Annotated in this window: 26 protein-coding genes; 13 read left to right on the forward strand and 13 right to left on the reverse strand. The window is 45.7% G+C overall.

Annotation, left to right across the window (positions count from 1 at the left end; translation table 11 throughout):
- Positions 1 to 38: 38 nt before the first annotated feature.
- Positions 39 to 1,283, forward strand: coding sequence for a 3-deoxy-D-manno-octulosonic acid transferase (locus tag AC07M6_RS04755; protein ID WP_494887776.1), 1,245 nt, complete (start codon positions 39 to 41; stop codon positions 1,281 to 1,283).
- Here AC07M6_RS04755 and AC07M6_RS04760 read toward each other — a convergent pair.
- A complete protein-coding gene (locus tag AC07M6_RS04760) occupies positions 1,258 to 1,941 on the reverse strand; it encodes an HAD family hydrolase (protein ID WP_494887777.1) in 684 nt (227 codons plus the stop codon). The genes AC07M6_RS04755 and AC07M6_RS04760 overlap by 26 nt on opposite strands.
- A 192-nt stretch (positions 1,942 to 2,133) precedes the next feature.
- Here AC07M6_RS04760 and AC07M6_RS04765 point away from each other — a divergent pair, with 192 nt between their 5' ends.
- Positions 2,134 to 2,799 (forward strand): FAD-binding oxidoreductase, encoded by a 666-nt coding sequence (locus AC07M6_RS04765; protein ID WP_494887778.1) that lies wholly within the window; start codon positions 2,134 to 2,136, stop codon positions 2,797 to 2,799.
- A gap of 5 nt (positions 2,800 to 2,804) precedes the next feature.
- Here the strand turns inward: AC07M6_RS04765 and AC07M6_RS04770 are convergent, their stop codons facing one another.
- The 8 genes from AC07M6_RS04770 to AC07M6_RS04805 all read right to left on the reverse strand — a co-directional run bounded on the left by AC07M6_RS04770 (position 2,805) and on the right by AC07M6_RS04805 (position 6,394).
- Positions 2,805 to 3,308: a GNAT family N-acetyltransferase gene (locus tag AC07M6_RS04770; protein ID WP_494887779.1), complete on the reverse strand. Its 504-nt coding sequence runs from the start codon at positions 3,306 to 3,308 to the stop codon at positions 2,805 to 2,807.
- 203 nt (positions 3,309 to 3,511) lie between these two features.
- Positions 3,512 to 3,721 (reverse strand): hypothetical protein, encoded by a 210-nt coding sequence (locus AC07M6_RS04775; RefSeq protein ID WP_494887780.1) that lies wholly within the window; start codon positions 3,719 to 3,721, stop codon positions 3,512 to 3,514.
- Positions 3,722 to 4,120: a DUF1801 domain-containing protein gene (locus AC07M6_RS04780; protein ID WP_494887781.1), complete on the reverse strand. Its 399-nt coding sequence runs from the start codon at positions 4,118 to 4,120 to the stop codon at positions 3,722 to 3,724.
- A 2-nt stretch (positions 4,121 to 4,122) separates the two neighbouring features.
- The gene (locus AC07M6_RS04785; protein WP_494887782.1) at positions 4,123 to 4,665 is read right to left on the reverse strand and encodes an SRPBCC family protein; all 543 of its coding nucleotides are present in this window, start codon (positions 4,663 to 4,665) and stop codon (positions 4,123 to 4,125) included.
- A gap of 24 nt (positions 4,666 to 4,689) precedes the next feature.
- The gene (locus AC07M6_RS04790; RefSeq protein WP_494887783.1) at positions 4,690 to 5,070 is read right to left on the reverse strand and encodes a DoxX family protein; all 381 of its coding nucleotides are present in this window, start codon (positions 5,068 to 5,070) and stop codon (positions 4,690 to 4,692) included.
- The gene (locus AC07M6_RS04795) at positions 5,067 to 5,480 is read right to left on the reverse strand and encodes a DoxX family protein (RefSeq protein WP_494887784.1); all 414 of its coding nucleotides are present in this window, start codon (positions 5,478 to 5,480) and stop codon (positions 5,067 to 5,069) included. Before AC07M6_RS04795 ends, AC07M6_RS04790 begins: the two co-directional genes overlap by 4 nt.
- Before the next feature lie 23 nt (positions 5,481 to 5,503).
- Positions 5,504 to 5,926 carry a VOC family protein gene (locus tag AC07M6_RS04800; RefSeq protein WP_494887785.1) on the reverse strand — a complete coding sequence of 141 codons (423 nt, stop codon included), beginning with the start codon at positions 5,924 to 5,926 and terminating at the stop codon, positions 5,504 to 5,506.
- 24 nt (positions 5,927 to 5,950) lie between these two features.
- Positions 5,951 to 6,394, reverse strand: coding sequence for a hypothetical protein (locus tag AC07M6_RS04805; protein WP_494887786.1), 444 nt, complete (start codon positions 6,392 to 6,394; stop codon positions 5,951 to 5,953).
- Positions 6,395 to 6,505: 111 nt separating this feature from the next.
- On the opposite strand from AC07M6_RS04805, the gene AC07M6_RS04810 reads away from it, so the two are divergent.
- Positions 6,506 to 7,486 (forward strand): GlxA family transcriptional regulator, encoded by a 981-nt coding sequence (locus AC07M6_RS04810; protein ID WP_494887787.1) that lies wholly within the window; start codon positions 6,506 to 6,508, stop codon positions 7,484 to 7,486.
- Positions 7,487 to 7,703: 217 nt separating this feature from the next.
- Here the strand turns inward: AC07M6_RS04810 and AC07M6_RS04815 are convergent, their stop codons facing one another.
- On the reverse strand, positions 7,704 to 7,976 hold the full coding sequence (locus AC07M6_RS04815) for a hypothetical protein (protein ID WP_494887788.1): 273 nt from the start codon (positions 7,974 to 7,976) through the stop codon (positions 7,704 to 7,706).
- A 158-nt stretch (positions 7,977 to 8,134) separates the two neighbouring features.
- Between AC07M6_RS04815 and acpS the strand changes: the two genes are divergently transcribed.
- Together acpS and flxY are read left to right on the forward strand one after the other, a co-directional pair.
- A complete protein-coding gene (gene acpS / locus AC07M6_RS04820; RefSeq protein ID WP_494887789.1) occupies positions 8,135 to 8,509 on the forward strand; it encodes a holo-ACP synthase in 375 nt (124 codons plus the stop codon).
- Positions 8,509 to 9,822: a flexirubin biosynthesis putative acyl-CoA ligase FlxY gene (gene flxY / locus AC07M6_RS04825; RefSeq protein WP_494887790.1), complete on the forward strand. Its 1,314-nt coding sequence runs from the start codon at positions 8,509 to 8,511 to the stop codon at positions 9,820 to 9,822. Before acpS ends, flxY begins: the two co-directional genes overlap by 1 nt.
- Positions 9,823 to 9,856: 34 nt before the next feature.
- Here the strand turns inward: flxY and AC07M6_RS04830 are convergent, their stop codons facing one another.
- Complete coding sequence (locus AC07M6_RS04830) at positions 9,857 to 10,630, reverse strand: XAC2610-related protein (RefSeq protein WP_494887791.1); 774 nt, start codon at positions 10,628 to 10,630, stop codon at positions 9,857 to 9,859.
- A gap of 25 nt (positions 10,631 to 10,655) precedes the next feature.
- Between AC07M6_RS04830 and flxA the strand changes: the two genes are divergently transcribed.
- From flxA to AC07M6_RS04870, 8 genes are all read left to right on the forward strand, one after another.
- Entirely contained in the window at positions 10,656 to 12,200 is a 1,545-nt protein-coding gene (flxA, locus tag AC07M6_RS04835; RefSeq protein WP_494887792.1) for a flexirubin biosynthesis tyrosine ammonia-lyase FlxA, read from the forward strand.
- A 4-nt stretch (positions 12,201 to 12,204) separates the two neighbouring features.
- Positions 12,205 to 12,933, forward strand: coding sequence for a flexirubin biosynthesis SDR family reductase FlxB (flxB, locus tag AC07M6_RS04840; protein WP_494887793.1), 729 nt, complete (start codon positions 12,205 to 12,207; stop codon positions 12,931 to 12,933).
- A complete protein-coding gene (locus AC07M6_RS04845; protein ID WP_494887794.1) occupies positions 12,914 to 13,369 on the forward strand; it encodes a hotdog family protein in 456 nt (151 codons plus the stop codon). Before flxB ends, AC07M6_RS04845 begins: the two co-directional genes overlap by 20 nt.
- 11 nt (positions 13,370 to 13,380) lie before the next feature.
- Entirely contained in the window at positions 13,381 to 14,526 is a 1,146-nt protein-coding gene (locus AC07M6_RS04850; protein WP_494887795.1) for a beta-ketoacyl-[acyl-carrier-protein] synthase family protein, read from the forward strand.
- Positions 14,527 to 14,529: 3 nt separating this feature from the next.
- A complete protein-coding gene (locus tag AC07M6_RS04855) occupies positions 14,530 to 15,129 on the forward strand; it encodes a hypothetical protein (RefSeq protein ID WP_494887796.1) in 600 nt (199 codons plus the stop codon).
- A 112-nt stretch (positions 15,130 to 15,241) separates the two neighbouring features.
- Positions 15,242 to 16,441, forward strand: a complete 1,200-nt coding sequence (locus tag AC07M6_RS04860; RefSeq protein WP_494887797.1) for a beta-ketoacyl-[acyl-carrier-protein] synthase family protein — start codon at positions 15,242 to 15,244, stop codon at positions 16,439 to 16,441.
- The gene (locus AC07M6_RS04865) at positions 16,438 to 17,505 is read left to right on the forward strand and encodes a beta-ketoacyl synthase chain length factor (RefSeq protein WP_494887798.1); all 1,068 of its coding nucleotides are present in this window, start codon (positions 16,438 to 16,440) and stop codon (positions 17,503 to 17,505) included. Before AC07M6_RS04860 ends, AC07M6_RS04865 begins: the two co-directional genes overlap by 4 nt.
- Positions 17,506 to 17,514: 9 nt before the next feature.
- Positions 17,515 to 17,883, forward strand: a complete 369-nt coding sequence (locus AC07M6_RS04870; RefSeq protein ID WP_494887799.1) for an ApeI family dehydratase — start codon at positions 17,515 to 17,517, stop codon at positions 17,881 to 17,883.
- Positions 17,884 to 17,886: 3 nt separating this feature from the next.
- On the opposite strand, the gene AC07M6_RS04875 is transcribed toward AC07M6_RS04870, so the two are convergent.
- Entirely contained in the window at positions 17,887 to 18,465 is a 579-nt protein-coding gene (locus AC07M6_RS04875; protein ID WP_494887800.1) for a 5-formyltetrahydrofolate cyclo-ligase, read from the reverse strand.
- A 118-nt stretch (positions 18,466 to 18,583) separates the two neighbouring features.
- A complete protein-coding gene (locus tag AC07M6_RS04880) occupies positions 18,584 to 19,660 on the reverse strand; it encodes a glutaminyl-peptide cyclotransferase (RefSeq protein WP_494887801.1) in 1,077 nt (358 codons plus the stop codon).
- Positions 19,661 to 19,692 lie beyond the last annotated feature (32 nt).

The following is a 19,692-nucleotide window of genomic DNA, read 5'->3' on the forward strand; positions in this document are numbered from 1 at the left end:
GGGTGATCTTTACGGCGAAGATAGTAATTTCGCACTAAATGTTGTTTACGTATACTATAGTTATCAGGTTTTATTATGCTTTAATTTTCCTGGCTTCTTTTTTTAATAAAAAAGCGGCTTTATGGATAAATGGGCGCAAAAAGCAGGTAATAAAACCGCACAAAGGCTGTATCTGGTTTCACTTTGCATCGCTGGGCGAGTTTGAACAAGGCCGCCCGGTGCTGGAGGCTTTAAAAATAAAATATCCCGACAAACCTGTTGTGGTTACCTTCTTTTCTCCTTCGGGTTATGAGATCAGAAAAAACACGCCATTAGCCGATGCGGTTTATTATTTGCCGCTGGATACCGCCGCTAACGCCTGCCGCTTTATTGATACCCTGCAACCCGAAATGGCCATATTTACCAAGTATGAATACTGGTATCATTTTTTTAATGAATTGAACAAGCGACAGATCCCTTTGTATATCATATCGGGTATATTTCGTCCGGGACAGGTGTTTTTTAAATGGTATGGAGGTCTGCACCGCAAAATGCTGGGTATGGTAAGCCACTTTTTTGTGCAGGATAAAGCATCAGAACAATTATTGCAAAATTTAAATACCGGCCAGGTAACTATAAGCGGCGATACGCGGTTCGACCGTGTTTGGGCCAATGCCCGGCAGCCTAAGGAATTGCCTGTAATTGCCCAGTTTAAATCGGGCCAAAAAGTATTTATAGCAGGCAGCACCTGGCCAAAGGACGAAGAACTGCTGGCCGGTTTGATTAGCCTGTACGCGGATTGGAAGTTTATTATCGCCCCGCATGAAATAGACGAGGATAAGATCAACCGTTTAATGGCATTATTACCACCAAATGAAAGTGCACGGTTCTCTCAAATCTCAAATCTCACGTCTCACATCTCTAACTTAAGGATCCTGGTTATCGATAACATCGGGATGCTATCATCCCTGTATCAATATGGCGAAGTAGCTTACATTGGCGGTGGCTTTGGTGCCGGCATACATAACACGCTTGAAGCGGCGGCTTTTGGGTTACCTGTTATTTTCGGGCCCAATTATCAAAAATTCAGGGAAGCGCGGGAGTTGATCGAATTGAAAGCGGGTATCAGTATTGATACACCCGAAGATTTGAAAAAAGCGGCCGCCCTGCTGATGAATGATGCCGGATACCGGGCGTTTGCAGCCGATACAATAAAGCAATATATAGCCGGGCATACAGGGGCCACTGCATGTATTGTGGATTATATTTCAAGAGATCCTAAAGCATTTCCAGCACGTGTTTAATGCTTTCCACGCTTTTAAACCTTTCGCTTTCAATGGTATGATCTACATGCTCGTGTGCCCAGGTTATGTGGTAGGGCACATGCACCGCATAGCCGCCAATACTCAGCACAGGTAACACATCCGATTTTAGCGAATTGCCTACCATTAACAATTCCTGCGGTTGTATATCCAGATGGCGCAGTAGTTTAAGGTAATTGGCGTCATCTTTTTCAGACATGATCTCGATATGATGAAAATAATGGCTCAGGCCCGATTTGCGCAACTTGCGCTCCTGGTCAAGCAAATCGCCCTTGGTAGCTACTACCAGGCGGTACCTGCCTTTTAACGCGGTCAGCACTTCTTCCACGCCGGCCAGTAACTCAATGGGCTCATCAAGCAGGGCTTTGCCTAACTGTAATATCCGGTCAACAATGTCAATACCGATGGTTTTGTCGGATACGGACATGGCAGTTTCTATCATAGATAATACAAAGCCCTTTACGCCATAACCATATAGCGGCAGGTTGCCTATCTCAATCTTCAGCAGTTCGCGTTCCAGATCATGCTGAGACAGGTAACCGCTCATCAATTCGCAAAAGGCCTCTTCGGTACGTCTAAAATAAGGTTCGTTCACCCAAAGCGTATCGTCGGCATCAAAGGCTATTACTTTTATATCCATTATAATCAGCGTTAAATCAATGCAATGATAATAAATAGGGTTTAAACAGCTTTGTTTTTCGAGGGCTTATATTGGGATAGATATGTTATAACCACATTTTTTACCGAATAGCTGCATATAAAACAAAATGTACCTGATTTATCTTATATATTACGTTGTTTTTAAATGGTGCCTCCTGCAAGCATATACCCTATGGAAAATATTGTTAAGATACTCGGTATTAAAAGTGTTACCCATGATGTAAAATCATTTAGGGTAGAAAAGCCGGAAGGCTATCATTTTGAACCGGGGCAAGCTACCGAAGTATCTATTAATTTACCGGGATGGAAAGATGAGAAAAGGCCTTTTACATTTACCAGCCTTAACCAGTGGCCCTACCTTGAGTTTACCATTAAAGGGTATGATGATCATAACGGCGTAACTAAGCAATTACACCAGTTAAATATTGGCGACGAATTGATATTACGGGACGTTTGGGGCGCTATCCAATATAAAACAGACGGTTATTTTATAGCAGGCGGCGCGGGCATTACTCCTTTTATAGCCATACTAAGGCATTTGCATAAAGACCGTAAACTGCGTACCAACCAGCTTTTTTTTGCAAATAAAACCGAAGCGGATATTATTTATCACGATGAGCTGGATGCCATGCTGGGTAAAAATGCCCAATACATTTTAAGCAGCGAGCAAAATAGTAAATACGACACCGGGCGTATAGATAAAGCATACTTAACTAAACATGTAAAGGATTTTACCAAACCTTTTTATGTTTGCGGGCCCGATGAAATGGTAGCGCAAATTACCACCACGTTAAAAGAGCTGGGCGCTGATCCTGATTCGGTGGTGTTTGAAAGATAGTTTCGCTATAGTACTTTTTCATAACAAACAAACCGTAATCCGGGGCGAAATTCCAGCCCTATTTCGCCGGCAAATACGTACCCCAGCTTAGGGAAAAGTTGCTGGGCCATCTGGTTTTCAATATTGGTATCGATACGCATGATATGGATGCCACGGCGCAAAGCCTCGGCCTCGGCTTCCTGCATTAACGCGCGTGCAATACCCCGGCCCTGGTACCGCGGACTAACCGCCAGCCGGTGCACCACTATTGCGGTTTGGGCGGTATCTAAACCGGCTTGCGCGTATTCGGCATATTGGTCGGTTGTTATGGCGGCTACGCCGCCTATATCGCCATCCATATCGGCTACCCAAAGCTGGTTAAGGCCAATATCTTCGGTAAAAACCTGCGGGTTGGGGTAAGTACTATCCCACTGGAAGTTACCGGCTGCCTGCATTAGCGGTACAACTTCGGTTATGAGCTGCATAATTTTAGGGATATCATTTAAGGTGGCGCGGCGTACTTGCATCATGAGTGCAAAATAGGGAATGTGGCTAATTTAACCACAAAGTACGCAAAGATTTTTCACAGAGGGCACAAAGCTTAGTGTAGTCAGGCATCAAATATTAAGTTATGCTGAACTTGTTTCAGCACCTCATTTGCAAGGTAACCATGCAAGTCTTTTTACTTTTAATATGGGGTACCGAAACAAGTTCGGGATGACTTAATCGCGTATCACACCAAAATCTCGCAACAATATCCGCTGGCTTTAAGTAACTGAGCTATTTTTTCGTAACAGATGTTTTCGCCTTCCACACGCAATACGCGGTCGCAATCTTCCAGATCGAAGTTTATCCGGCTTCCCGGGAACAGCAACAATAGCTTTGCTATCAGCAAATTGGCTGTTCCCGGTTGTTGTACATCTGTTTTAAAAACTTCTATCATTTAGCTATTGAATATATAAGCGTTGCCCTGCGGGGTTTCGTCTACACATTTTACCCAGGCATTTATTATTTTTTCAAGCGCCGGTTGCTTGGCCAGTACATCGGCCATATTATAAAACTTAAGCTCGCGCCTGTCTTTATGGTCGGCTTCCAGCAGGCCGGTGCTATCGTTTATAGTAGTACCCTTAGGGAATACCATAATCAAATGGACAAACTTTTGGTTCCGCAGGTTAAAGGCTGCCATATCATACCGGTAATAATAGCTGGGCGCGTTCCATTTCACGCGTTCCGCAATTTTGCTGCTGGCGTTTTTAATAATATCGCGCAGGGCTTCTATCTCCGTTTTTAGCGGATGCTCTATTGCGGCCATATAGGCGTTCACTTTCTCCACGTCGGTCATATTCAGCTTTTTTCAAGCACGCCCTTTAAATTATTTAAACTGGCCGCCAAATCCTTACCCAGCATTTTTTTTATGTTCATGGCCACGTGCATTACCTTCATTATAAAGTTGCGCTTACCCTTAAATACCCAGGTAACTTTGGTTTGCCCATTGGTAAGTCCTTCGGTTTCAATGTACGATTCAGACTCGGCCTGGAAGGGCTCAATGAACCGCAGGCCGTAATCAACCCGTTTATTTTCGGTAATGCCCGTAATGGTTTGCTCGCCTTTGCCTACCTGCTTATTATCGCTGGCCCAGGCATAAAAGAAGCCAACGGTGCCATCGGTGCCCTTAAATTCCTTGCGTACGTTGGGGTCTTTCATTACCCATATATTATAATGGGACTGGTTGTCTAAATACTTAACGTAATCAAATACTGTAGCAACAGGTTTGTTGATCACAACATCGGCCTCAACCGAATAATCGTCGGACGATAGCGCTGCCGCGATAAACAATACGGCTAACAAGGCGCCGATAATAATAAGGATGATAACTAATATGCTCATGACTATATTTTTTAATGGTGATGATTAAACAGCCTGTTTTGCAGCCAGCCTTTTATGGTGATAGATGTAAGATACCGCCAGCAGCGCGAAGAATGCCAGCATAGGTAACGATTGCACTACGGTAGCGCCAATGGCCATCCCCGAATAGGTAGCGCCAATCAAATCGAAAGTGAAGCCGGCGTAAGCCCATTCCTTTAATTTAGGGAAGCCGGGAGCCAATATAGCAATGGTGCCTAATACTTTAGCTACGCCAATAAACGGTACAAAATATACCGGGTAACCTAATTGGTCGTGAACCATTTTAACAGCTTCGGGAGTGGCCATGGCGTCCATAACGCCGCCGGCACCCATCACCAGGCAAATCAGGATGGTTGAGATCCAATAAATGATGTTAATCTTTTTCATGATACGATATTTTTAGGTGATTGATTTGATGCAATATTTTTCAGTGCTTCGTATTTGTTCCAGAAATAATAAGTGACAAACACATAAGCCAAAAATATAACAGGCAATATGGTAATGCTAACGGGGTCGTGCGCGCAAATGTGCGATACCAGGGCGCCTATAAAAGTAAAAGATAAGCCGGCAAATACCCACTCCTTAATACCCGCATATTTGGTTTGCAGCAGGGCCACAACGCCAAGCAGTTTCAGCACCCCGAACAAGGGCATAATATAAGTGGGGTAACCCAGGTGGTTTAAAGCATCTACGCCCGCTTTTTGTTTGGTAATACCGCCAAAGGCATCCATAATAGTGAACAGGCACAGGATGCTAACAAGCACCCAGTACGTAGTTTTAATTGTTTTAGGTTTCATTGTTTTGCGTGATTTTTAATGGATTACCGCTTATCGTTCTTATCATAGTTAAACATCCAGTTAATACCGTATTTATCTATTACACCACCAAAAAGATCGGCCCAAAAAGTTTTGCCTAAGGGCATAACAATGGTACCGCCTTCGGCCAGGTTGTTATAAAACTTTTTAATATCTTCCTCGCTGCTGCAGGCAAAGGCCAGTGACACGTTAGTGCCTTTGGTATAACCGCCATTAGGGTCTGTAAAATCGGTACCCATAATAGAAAACGTACCCGCGCGTAATTCCGAATGGTAGATCTGGTCTTTCGGGCCGCTTACATGTGCCTCCATCGGCGATCCGCCAACTTCCATTAATGTAAGTTCGCCGCCAAGGCAATTTTTGTAAAAGGTCATTGCTTCGCGGCACTGGCCGTTAAAGCTAATGTAAGGACTTAGTGTGCTCATCATGTTTTGGTTTATGTAAGTTATGATTTATAATGTTAATTCTTCCGTTTCGCTGCTTACCTTATCGGCCTGCATTAATACCATGCAAAGCAATTCTTTCGAGCCTTTATACCACTCTATGCAATGCGCCGAGCCGTCCAGCCGCTTATCGGCTACCAGCCGGTTAAATATGCTCATGATCATCATTTCGTTCTCTTGCCAGTCGGCTAAGATTTCGCCCAGGTATACCCCTTTTTGAATATGGAAGGTAGGGCAGCCTAATTGCGTCCCCTCGCCGTCAAAGTTCTCTGAAGCGGCAGCCCGGTAGCGGATTGCCCCGTCTTTCCCCGGTTTGGAGATGCCGAAGATGTGCCGCCCCTCCAGGTTTGTAACCTTATTCAGGCTGTCAAAAGCATCCCTGATACCTTTTGGGAAGGATTTTGCTTCTACGTAAAACACCTTGATATCATGCTTCAATTTATACAGTTCCATATCTATAAACTCTTGAACAATACAAACTTAGTGTAAACACCCGGTTAAAAAAGGGTGTAAATACGGCAATATCAGGAGGTAAATGCGACAATTGTTTTTTACTTTAGCGTTATGAAGCATGTATCCATCCTTGTACCGCTGGGGCACACCAGCTTGCCTAATATTGATGGCAGTCATCAGATATTAGCACAGGTAAATACCTTTATGGCCGACATGGGCCGCGCGCCATTGTTTAACATCCAGTTGGTTGGATTAAACAAACAAACGGTGCAGCGCAACGGCCTTTTCACTATCGAACCCGATGTGCTGCTAAGCGAAGTGCATAAAACCGACCTGATCATCATCCCGGCTATGCATGGCGATATAGCCGAAGCTTTAGCAAACAACCAGGCGTTTGCCCCATGGATAGTGGAGCAATACCATAACGGCGCCGAAGTGGCCAGTCTTTGTGTTGGCGCGTTCTTTCTGGCCGGCACGGGTTTGTTAAAGGGCAAGCAGGCGGCCACACATTGGTCCTTAGCTTCGCAATTCAGGCAGATGTTTCCTGATGTGAATTTGGTTGACGATAAGATTATGACCGAAGACGACGGCATTTATACCAGCGGCGGGGCTTACTCGTATCTGAACCTGCTGGTATACCTGGTGGAGAAATTTGCCGGTCGCGATATCGCCATCCTTATCTCTAAACTATTTATGATCGATATCGACCGCATCAGCCAGTCGCCCTTTATCATCTTCCAGGGGCAAAAAGCGCACGAGGACGCGCCGGTGAAAAAAGCGCAGGAGTTTATTGAAAGCAATTTTGCCGATAAGATAACGGTAGACCAACTGGCAGATATGCTGGCGCTTGGCCGCCGCAGTTTAGAGCGCCGTTTTAAACACGCTACCAGCAATACGGTTACCGAATATATCCAGCGTGTAAAAATGGAGGCCGCCAAAAAAAGCTTCGAAAGCAGCCGTAAAAACATTAACGAAGTAATGTATGATGTTGGCTATACCGATACCAAAGCCTTCCGTACCATATTTAAAAAGGTGACCGGCCTATCGCCGGTGGAGTATAGGAATAAGTATAATAAAGTGCTGGCGGCATAAGTCCCCCTAACCCCCTGAAGGGGGAATGGATGTGCAAATGTGCGGATATGCAGATGTGCGTATGAAATAAGTTAAACAACAAACGCCCCGGAAATCCGGGGCGTTTGTTGTTTATTATATATTGTCATTGCGAGGAGCGTAGCGACGTGGCAATCTCGTAGTGTGCAAATCAAACTACGAGATTGCCACGCTACCGCTCGCAATGACATGGGGCTTATTACGGCCTTGGCGGTGCAGGTGGCGGGCCGGGATGACGTGGCAGCTTGATATGCGGCAACGTAATAGCCGGGCGACGGCGGCGGTGTACTACCCTGCGGTGCGCTACCGGGCGACGTACTGTAATACGCGGGCGCGGCGGATGAGGCGGCGGTGGCGGCAATTGTACATACGTTACTTCGGCAGGGGCGGTTACTTCCGTAACCTCTGCATTTACCGACGCGGTGGTTGTTAACATAACCAGCGCCGCTACAATTATTTTGGTGATCTTCATTTTTTAATTGAGGTTAAATGAGTTGATAAGTTATCAACATAGGAATGACGGGATTGTTTTGCCCCCCCGCAAGAGTAATAGTCTATCAAGAAGCCTGCCTACAACATATCCTCAATTCTCCCGCTTTTTATTAGATTTGGAGTCATAACAAAACAGAAATGGTAACAGGTGTAGGCATAGATATGATTGAAGTTGACCGGGTAAAGGACAGCATGAAAAAGGAAAGCGGCTTTCGGGAGCTGGTATTTTCGGAGCATGAAATTGCTTACTGTCAGCCCAAAGCCAACCGCTTTGAACACTATGCCGCCCGCTATGCCGCTAAGGAGGCTTTTTTTAAAGCCCTGGGCACCGGCTGGCTGGACGGCACGGCCTTTAACGAGGTGGAAATAATTAATTTGCCTAATGGCAAACCACAGATCAACTTTTTGGGTTTAACAGCAACAACTATCAAGAAGCTGAAATTGAAAAATATCCAGGTTTCGTTAACGCACTTAAAAGCCATGGCATCGGCCGTGGTCATCATCGAAAAATAATGGCATTTACCGATAACGTTTCCCGGGACCAAATTACTACCATGCAGGAACAGAAATTACAGGACCTGCTGCTATACCTTTCCAAAAATTCCCCTTTTTATCAGGAATTGTTTGGCAAACACGGTATTGATATCTCCACCATAAAAACCCTGCAGGATTTAACCCTGCTGCCCACCACCGAAAAGGACGACTTGCAGCAACGTAATAACGATTTTTTGTGCGTACCGCCGGGTAAGATCATTGAGTATACATCTACATCGGGCACCTTAGGCAGCCCGGTCACCATCCCGCTTACGGAGAACGACCTGTTGCGCCTGGCGCAAAACGAGTATAATTCGTTTATGTGCGCTGATGGATCGGCCGCAGATATTTACCAGTTGATGCTGACCTTAGACAGGCAGTTTATGGCCGGCATAGCCTATTATTCGGGCATCCGTAAAATGGGTGCGGGTATTATCCGCTTGGGGCCGGGTGTACCATCGCTGCAATGGGAAACCATCCAAAGGTTAAAACCTACGGCTATTGTAGCGGTGCCGTCGTTCATCTTAAAACTCATTGGCTTTGCTAAAGCCAATGGGATCGATATGAACAGCACTTCGGTTAAAAAAGCGATATGCATTGGCGAGAATATCCGTAATACCGATTTCTCGCTCAACATGCTCGGCAAAAAGATCACCGAGGAATGGAATATCCAATTGTTCAGCACCTATGCGTCTACCGAAATGCAAACGGCTTTTACCGAATGCACAGCAGGGAACGGCGGCCACCATCAACCCGAACTGGTTATTGTGGAATTGCTGGACGAGAACAATCAGCCCGTCCCACCCCATACCCCCGGCGAGGTAACCATTACCACTTTGGGTGTAGAGGGTATGCCGTTGCTGCGTTATAAAACGGGCGATATCTGCACTCATATAGATGAACCCTGCACCTGCGGCCGCACGAGTTTGCGCTTGTCGCCTCTTATTGGCCGTAAAAAGCAGATGATTAAATTTAAGGGTACTACACTTTACCCCCCAGCCCTTTTCGATATCCTGAACGAGCGCGAGGAGATCCTGGATTTTGTGGTAGAGATCTATTCGAACGAGATCGGCCTCGATCAGGTGCAGCTCTATTTAGTCCCATCAGATACCAGCGAGGAATGCGACCATCGGATCCGTGCTTATTTGCAGGCCCGGTTAAGGGTTAGTCCGCATATTAAATATTTAACGGCAGAGGAGATGGTTAAGATCCAATTCCCGGAAGCGGGGCGGAAAGCGGTTAAGTTTGTGGATAAGAGGCCCTTACCGGCTCTTCCAGAAGGGGAGGGTTAAAACGAAAGGTCATTGACAAAATGGAAGGTCACAACTATTTGCGCCCCCATTTTTTAACGATCCGATTGATAGACCGATTGTATAGTTTATCCTCGTCTACCAGATGGTCAAAGCCATACCCTAAATTTACCAGCTTGTTTTGACGGTCGATCCTATAAAAAGAACAGCTTTCGCTACCACCCCACAAGGCAAATGAAGCTATAATGTTATTCGCAGTATCAAGTACCGGGTTTAGCACTTTTTCAAATCCATTTACCTTATTTAACTTTTTATTTGTGCTGTCTGCTATATAAAGGTAAAACCCCTCGTTTGATCGGGCGCTACTGTAATTCAACACCAGTAGGTCTTTAATGCCATCATTATTCATATCTTTCAGATCAACAATGAGAAACATGCAAGCCAACTGTTCTTTCATAATTATTTTATGCTTGTATGAAAAAACCAGGGTAGTGTTCGGGGCCGAATCCTTAAAATCGGGATTAAAGAATCTCAATTGCAATCGGTATGAAGTATCGGTAAATAACATAACAGTTGTATCGATATATTTCTCCTCCACTCGTGCCACTTTTAAGGCTTTCTTAATTTGAGAACTACCGGCGCTCTGTTGCTTATGCTTGCAAGCGCCGGCAAAAAGTAATAATAGCAGGACTACAAACAAGTATCGGTACATATGTGTTGATGATTCACATAAAGCTATTGAAAAAGCCGGAGTACTACAAATACCTTCCGGCTTAAACGTAACCGATATCGGCATAATGGCAGGGACTAATTGGTTTAATTTTCCTACTTTTAACGCCTTGTTAATCATCTATAATAAAAACTAATTTTTGCCCATGATACTTATTGGACAAAGTGCGCTTTCTCTAAATGATTTTGCCGAAATTATATTTAACCATCAGGATGTAGCCGTAGATAAGGCCGCGCTGGATAAGGTTGATGTTAATTATAACTTCCTTAAAAAGTTCTCGTCCAATAAACTGATCTATGGTATCAACACCGGTTTTGGGCCCATGGCACAATACAAGGTGAGCGAGGATAATATCCTGCAATTGCAGTATAACCTTATCCGCAGCCATGCCTCGGGTAGTGGTAATTTGATGGCTCCGCAACTGGTGAAGGCCCTGATGATTGCCCGGCTGAATAGTTTTATACAGGCCTATTCGGGCGTACATACCGATGTGATTGAACTGCTGACCGCACTTATTAATCATAACATTAACCCCTGCGTTTTTGAGCATGGCGGCGTAGGCGCCAGCGGCGACCTGGTGCAGCTGGCCCATTTAGGCCTGGTGCTGATAGGCGAAGGCGAAGTGATGTTTGAGGATGGTATCCATCCTACCATGGAGATCTTTAACCGCTTTAATATTAAGCCGCTCAGTATCCATATCCGCGAAGGGTTAGCCATTATTAACGGTACATCGGCTATGACGGGGATTGGGATGGTGAATATCATCCGTGCCCGTAAACTATTGAGCTGGTCGGTAATGCTGTCGGCCATGATCAACGAGGTGGTGCAGGCTTTTGACGACCATTACTCGTTTGAGCTGAATGTGGTTAAACATCATAAAGGCCAAAATAAAATTGCCGCTATGATGCGCGAGGTGCTGAAGGACAGTAAAATGATCCGCGACCGCTCCGAGCATTTATATAATCCCGATAACCTCGACCAGGAAGTATTTGAAGACAAGGTGCAGGAATATTATTCGCTGCGCTGCGTTACCCAGGTTTTAGGGCCGATATACGATACCATACAATACACGCAGGAAGTTGTGGTGAACGAATTGAACTCGGTGAACGATAACCCGGTGATAGATCATGAAAATGAGAACATCTTCCACGGTGGCAACTTCCATGGCGATTATGTATCCCTGGAGATGGATAAGCTGAAAATAGCGATCACCAAACTATCCATGTTAGCCGAGCGCCAATTGAACTACCTGCTAAACAGTAAGCTGAACCAGAAATTCCCACCGTTTGTAAATCTGGGTATTTTAGGCTTTAACTTTGGGATGCAGGGCATGCAATTCACCGCCACCTCAACCGTGGCCGAGAACCAAACGCTATCGTTCCCGATGTATGTGCACAGCATCCCTAATAATAACGATAACCAGGATATTGTAAGCATGGGTACCAACGCGGCGTTGATTGCTAAAAAGGTGATCGATAACTCGTTCGAGGTACTCAGTATCCAGCTGATGACCATTTTACAAGCGATTGATTACCTGGAATGCCAGGATAAACTATCCTCTGCATCGCACGGGGTTTATGTGGCTGTCAGGGCTATCTTCCCTAAATTTGTGGAAGACCTGCCTAAATACAAGGATGCCAAGCGAGTGAAGGAATACCTGGAAAATACTGATTTGATTATCCCGTTCTAATATCATGAAGTGCGCGTTAATCACCGGTGGATCAAGGGGCATAGGCCGTGCTATTTGTATAAAAATGGCAGCTATGGGTTATTATGTGCTCATTAATTATAAAAGCAATATTACCGAGGCCGAAAAGACATTATCGCTCATCCGCGAAAATGGCGGTAATGGCGAATTGCTACCTTTTGACGTAGCCGATAAGGATAACATTGGCTATGTGCTGGGCAACTGGATCACCACTAACGAAGACTATCATATTGATGTTTTGGTGAACAACGCGGGTATCCGCGATGATAGCCTGATGGCCTGGATGGCCGAGGAGCAATGGGAGAATGTGATCAAAACCAATTTAGACAGTTTCTTTTACGTCACCCGCCTGGTGCTGAACAGTATGCTGCAGCGCAAGTACGGCCGCATTATTAACGTGGTTTCCCTTTCGGGATTAAAGGGCCTGGCCGGTCAGGCTAATTATTCGGCTGCCAAGTCGGGCGTTATTGGCGCTACCAAAGCTTTAGCGCAGGAAGTTGGTCGGCAGGGCATTACTGTAAACGCATTGGCCCCCGGTTTTATTAAAACCGATATGACCGAAGGCCTGGATGAAAAAGAGTTGCGCGGCCTGATCCCTACCAAGCGTTTCGGTACGCCGGAAGAAGTAGCCTTTGCTGCCGGCTTTTTGGCCGCGCCCGAGGCAGGGTACATCACCGGGCAGGTACTATCGGTTAATGGTGGTTTATATTCCTGATCCTGTAGCTATGCAATTAGCCCCGCAAAATATTTTAGAACTGATACCGCAGGCACCGCCTTTTGTAATGGCAGGGCAGCTTACCTGGTCGGACGAGTTGCTGACCCGCAGTACCTTTACCATAGCGGCAGATAATTGTATGGTGGATAACGGTTTTTTCAGCGAAGGCGGCCTGATGGAAAACATCGCGCAAACAGCGGCGGCACGGGTAGGTTATTTGGCTAAGATAGCAAACAAGCCCATTGCAGGTGGCTATATCGGCGCGGTGAAGGATTTCGAGGTATTCTTTTTGCCACAGGTTGGTCAGGATTTATTGACTGAGATAAAGATCGAAAACCAAATCTTCAACGTAAGCGTTATTGCGGGGAGTGTGTGGTGTAATCATGAATTGGCCGCACGCTGCGAAATGAAAGTTTTTTTAAATGCGGACGAATAGCAGCGCGAGAGATGATAGTCAACAACCCCGGTAGTATTCCCGAAGTTTTTATTGTTGCCGATAATATCCTGTCGCCAATTGGCCGTACTACTGCCGAAAATATGGATTCGTTAAAGCTGGGCATCTCCGGCGTAAAGCACCATACTAATATAGATATTACACCCGACCCTATCGCAGCAGCATTATTTGAAGCTAATTTTATTGAAATAGATAAAAACTATACAAAGTTTGAAAACCTATTGATTTTATCAATAAAAGATACATTAAGTAGATTGGGAACGGGTTACCTAAGCGAAAAAACAGTATTAATTATTTCTTCTACAAAGGGCAATATCAGTTTGCTGGAAACAGAAGAGCATACCGAGGCTTTAAATACCCGTATGGCCTTGCATACCTCGGCACAATTAGTGGCCGATTATTTTGGATTTGCGAACCAGCCCATTGTGATATCCAACGCCTGTATATCGGGCGTGATGGCTATGCTAACCGGCATGCGCCTGCTGCAATCGGGGCAATATGAAAACGCGGTAATTGCCGGGGCCGATGTAGTATCAAAATTTGTGCTATCAGGTTTCCAGTCATTTCAAGCCCTAAGCAGTACAGCTTGTAAGCCATTTGATAAACACCGAACCGGTTTAAACCTGGGCGAAGGGGCCGCCACAGTGATTTTGTCTGCCCATAAGCAAAGCGATCATGATGTTAAAGTGCACAGCGGCGCTATCAGTAACGATGCCAACCATATTTCAGGCCCGTCCCGTACAGGAGAGGAGTTGGCTTTTGCTATAAAAAAAGCCTTGCTGGATGCGGGCATCACCGCGCACGATGTTGATTATATTTCAGCACACGGAACAGCCACCAATTATAACGACGAAATGGAGGCCAATGCCATCCATCATGCCGGCTTGCAGGATGTGCCGGCTAATAGTTTAAAGGGTTATTACGGCCATACCTTAGGCGCGGCGGGAATCATTGAATCGATCATCGCCATACATGCTATTAAGGATGGCATCATTTTCCCAAGTTTAGGATTTGAGGAAAACGGGGTAAGTAAACCCATTAATATTTGTACCAGGCTGACAGAAAAGCCAATCAAACACGCGCTGAAAACGGCATCGGGTTTTGGGGGATGCAATGCAGCAATGATATTTAGTAAATAGAAGATGGCAGCCGCAAAATATATCACCAGCACTTGCCGCATCAGCAACAACCGGGTTTACCATAACGGGGAACAGGTATTTGCAGGCGAGACAGGCTCTTTGGACGATTTCCTGCTGTCTGTTTACCAGTATTTGCAGCCCGGCTACGCCAAGTTTTATAAAATGGATAACCTAAGCAAACTGGGCTGGCTGGCGGCTGAAGTTTTACTGAAAGACCTGGATAAAACGTATTACCATCCCGAGCAGGTAGGCACGGTTTTGGCCAACGCCAACAGCAGCCTGGATATGGACCTGAAATACTACGACAGTATGAAGGATGTGCCCAGTCCATCGCTGTTTGTATATACGCTGCCAAATATTGTTGCCGGAGAAATTTGTATCCGGCATCATTTTAAGGGAGAAAATGCTTTTTTTGTACAACCGAAATTTGATACCGCATTTATAAAGCAGCAGGTTGATTATTTACTGGATAAAAACATTTTGCAGGCCTGCATTTGCGGTTGGGTAGATGTGTTGGGGCAGGAATACGAGGCTAAATTATTTTTGGTGGAGAAAGTTAAAAAGGAAGACGCTTTCGCGTTTTCCATAGAGTATATAAATTAAAAAACACTTGTCATTCTAAGCGATAGCGAAGAATCTACAGTTTGCAAAGCACACATTAATGCATTGGCGTTAGATTCTTCACTACGTTCAGAATGACAAGAAAAAATATAAAATGAACGCACCCATTTACATAGCAGGCTTAGGAGTGATATCCGCCATTGGTAACAATGTGCAGGAGCATCTGGCCGCGTTTAAAAACGAGGCTGCGGGGATGGGCGACATTACCCATTTTGAATCGGTGCACCGGGGTATAATACCCGTAGCCGAGGTAAAAATGACTAACCACGAGTTGGCCGAAAAAGCCGGAATGCCGCTGGATGCCAGTCGCACCACGCTATTAAGTTTATTAGCTGCCCGCGAGGCTTTGACTGATGCGGAGATCCCAAACCTTACCTCCCTGCGCCTTGGTTTTGTGTCAGCCAATACCGTAGGTGGTATGGACCGTAGCGAAGATTTTTTTATCCGGTTTTTAAAGGATAACAACAAGGGCAAACTCCGGAATGTGTACGATCACGAGTGCGGCAGCATTACCGAAGCTGTGGCAAATGAGTTGGGGATTACCGATTTTATGACCACCCTTAGCACCGCCTGTTCTTCATCGGCTAACGCGGTATTCTACGGCGCGAGATTGATTCGTAATGGTTTGCTGGATGTGGTGATTGCCGGCGGCGCCGATGCGTTGACCAAGTTCACGCTGAACGGTTTTAATACCTTAATGATTTTGGATAAGGAGTTTTGCAAACCCTTCGACCAAAACCGGGGCGGACTTAATTTAGGCGAAGGCGCGGGTTATGTGGTACTGGTATCAGAACAAGTTGCCAAGACTCTAAACAAGCAGCCATATTGCCGGCTAAGCGGCTATAACAACAGTAACGATGCATATCATCAAACAGCCTCATCGCCAGAAGGTACCGGATCGTACATGGCTATGCAGGGGGCTTTAAAAAAGGCAGGTTTACAGCCCGGAGATATTGATTACATTAATGTACATGGCACAGGTACACCTAATAATGATAGCGCCGAGGGTACGGCTATCCGGCGGTTATTTGATCCGCATTATCCGGCTATGAGCTCTACTAAATCTTTCACCGGGCATACGCTGGGGGCCAGCGGGGGCATCGAGGCTGTGTTTTCGGCACTGGCCGTTAAGCATGGCATCATCTATCCAAACCTGCGCTTTCAAACACAAATGGAAGAGCTGCCCGTTGGGCCGGTAACACATTTTATGGAAGAACAACAAACAGATCATGTCATGTCTAACTCGTTTGGCTTTGGCGGTAACTGCACCTCGTTAATATTTTCGAAAGTATGATGAAGGCGTATATCCGTTCAGCAGCCAGCATATCCGCCCAAAATACCTTTGGCGATCAGGACTTTTTAACTGATGTGGTGGCATATCAAACCACACGGCTAAAAGCGATTGAACCCGATTATAAGGCCTATATCGACCCGAAACTGATCCGCCGGATGAGCCACGTGATTAAAATGGGGGTAGCCGCGGCTATGGAAAGTTTGAAGCAGGCCGGGGTTGATCAGCCTGATGCCATTATTACCGGCACGGCCTTCGGGATTATGGAAGATACGGTGACCTTCCTCACCCGTATTATTGAAATGCAGGAAGAAATGCTGCCGCCTACGGCTTTCATCCAATCTACCCATAACACGGTTGCCGCGCAGATAGCGCTGATGCTGAAATGCCACAATTACAACAACACCTTTGTACATAAAGGCGTATCGTTTGAGAACGCCCTGCTGGATGCCCTAATGCTGCTGAATGAAGGCGAGGCCGCCAACGTTTTGGTAGGCGGCATTGATGAAATGATTGATACCAGTTTTACGGTGCTTACCCGCCTGGGCTTATACAAAAGAGGGCCGGTATCAAATCTTTCACTCTATCAGGAAAAATCAAAAGGGACCATAGGCGGAGAGGGCGCGGCATTTTTTGTGCTGAGCAATGAGCCTGGTACAGACTGCATGGCGGAGTTATCCAGCCTGAAATTCTTTTACAAGCCCGATACTACGCTGGATATCAGCGATACCATCACCGCCTTTTTAAAAGAGCAGGGTTTGGCTATAGCCGATATCGACCTGGTAATCATCGGTAAAAATGGGGATATTAATAATGATGGACCATACGATCAATTAAAAACAGGCTTATTCAGCAACACTACCTGCGCTAACTACAAACACCTGTGCGGCGAGTATCAAACCTCATCATCCTTCGCGTTATGGCTGGCGGCTAATATGATCTATCGGCAAACGGTCCCTGCTGTTTTATTGGAAGAAGCTATGAATGTAAAAGCGCCTAAAAAAGTGCTGATCTATAACCGCTATCAAAATAAATATCACTCGCTGATGCTGGTTTCGGCCTGTTAAATCTGTACCATGCTGAAAGATCATTTTTACCACATCATATCCACCAATCACCAGGATCATACCATCGCGGTAACGCTGCAGCTGAATATGGATCACGCTATCTTCGGCGGGCATTTCCCCGGGCAGCCTGTAGTGCCGGGCGCTTGTATGCTGCAAATGGTTAAGGAGGTTTTGAACAATGCGCTCAATATAGACTATCAATTAAAAAAAGCCGATCACCTGAAATTCATTGCCCCGGTTGATCCTCGCATGGTTGATGAACTGGATCTAAAATTAAACTATAAACAGATAGAAGCGGACTTGCAGGTTACCGGCAGCCTGAGCGCTAACGGTGTGGTATGTTTTAAAATGCAGGGTAGCTGGGCCGTTGCTAATTAACGTTTAGCCTCTCTGCCAGGTCCATTTTTTCTCCGGCGTTAAGCAGGCGTGCATCCAAACATCATATTCATTTACGTCTTCAATTGCCGGCACCGGTTCAAAAAACGATAGGCCGATAAACTGTGTGCCCGGTTTGCACAAGGCTGTAAAGCGGTCGTAGAAGCCTTTACCATAGCCAACACGGTAGCCAAGCGTATCAAAAATCAATAAGGGCAGCAGCACCAGGTCTACCTCTTTTACATCAACCATATTACCGGTTACCGGTTCGGGGATACCATATTTGTTATTAGCTAATTGCAGGGAATCATCATCGGCATAACTTTCCATAGCTAAGGTCCCGAAGTTTGTTTTGGGGAACACTATTTTAATATCGGGATGATTAGCCTTTAACCAGTCGCAGATCAGGTAAGTATCCGGTTCACGCTTTTCGCGGATGGGAAGGAACAGGTGAATACAGCGGACATGGGACAGATCCAGCTGCTGAAATTGTTGCAGGATCTGGTGATTAAGCGCATCATATTCCTCCATCGTTAATTGCCGGCGTTTGGCAAGGTATTGCTGGCGAAGGAGTTTTTTGGTCATAAAAAACAAATATAGACTATGCCATTTCGGATTATCGAAGGGTGCGTGTATAGGTCCTGCCCACCAAGGTTCAATAAGCTCAACATGAGGCCCTGTACTTCAAACTGAAAAAGGTCTCCTACTTTTTCACCAGCTTTACCTGGTACAAATGCGGCCATTTTTTGCCGGTTACAAAAAGGCGTTTGCCGGCGGCATCCCAGGCTATGCCGTTGAATACCTTATCGCTGCTGTCAAAATCAGCCGGGCGGTCTTTTAACGGCCACAGGTCAGTCATGTCCACATGCTGCAGTACGGCGCCGGTTTTAGGGTCTATCACCAGGATATCGTTCTTCTGATAAACGTTGGCGTATAGCTTGCCGTCAATCATTTCCAGCTCATTGATCTCCATTTTCTGCTCCTTATCGTCGCATACATCAATATAGCCCTGTGCCTTGTAGGTATCCTTATTCAGGAACCAGATGCGGTTGGTACTATCGTCAAGATATAGTTGTTTGCCGTCAAAGCACATGCCCCAGCCTTCCTTGCCTACGTTATTGGTGAAAGTGCTCAGGAGCTTAAGCGTGTTTTTATCGTACACATACCCTATCCTTTCGGTATAGGTCATCATAATCAGCTTATCGCCTACTATCGCAATGCCCTCATTAAAAACTTTTGGATCGCCGTTTACGGCTTTCAGGATTTTGCCGGTTTGCAGGTCCACCTTACGCAGGCTGCTTTGCCCGGTAGATTCGCCCGCGCGGCCACCATCGCTTTCGTAAAGTATGCCGTCCTGGTACACCAAACCTTCGGTATAACTGGCGGTATCATGCGGGAATGTTTTTTCCAGTACAAATTTCAATTCTTCGGGCGGTTTTGCCGCTAACAACATAAAGTTGGTAGCAATATCTATGCTTTTGCCGCCCTGGTATATTTTGGCGGTGATAAGGCGCGAGCCCAGGTGCAGGCTATCCGTTTTTAACACCACCGTTGCCGAATCCTTAGCCGAAGCAAACCGCACCGAATCTAACTCGTAAACAATAGAATCGGGTTTGATATCCGATGGATAATTCAGCTTTACACTCACCGGTTGCCCGGCATTATAGGTTTTACCCATCTCGGGACTGATGGTAATGCCTTGCCCGCCTTTATCTTTATCCCCACAGCCAAAAGCCAGCAGGGTGATTATGCCGAGGCTTAAAATATATAACTTCTTCATGTAGTTTTTAATGAATTAGCCCGCAAGGGCAT

Source organism: Mucilaginibacter sp. GW821-FHT07H05 (genome assembly GCF_059418485.1).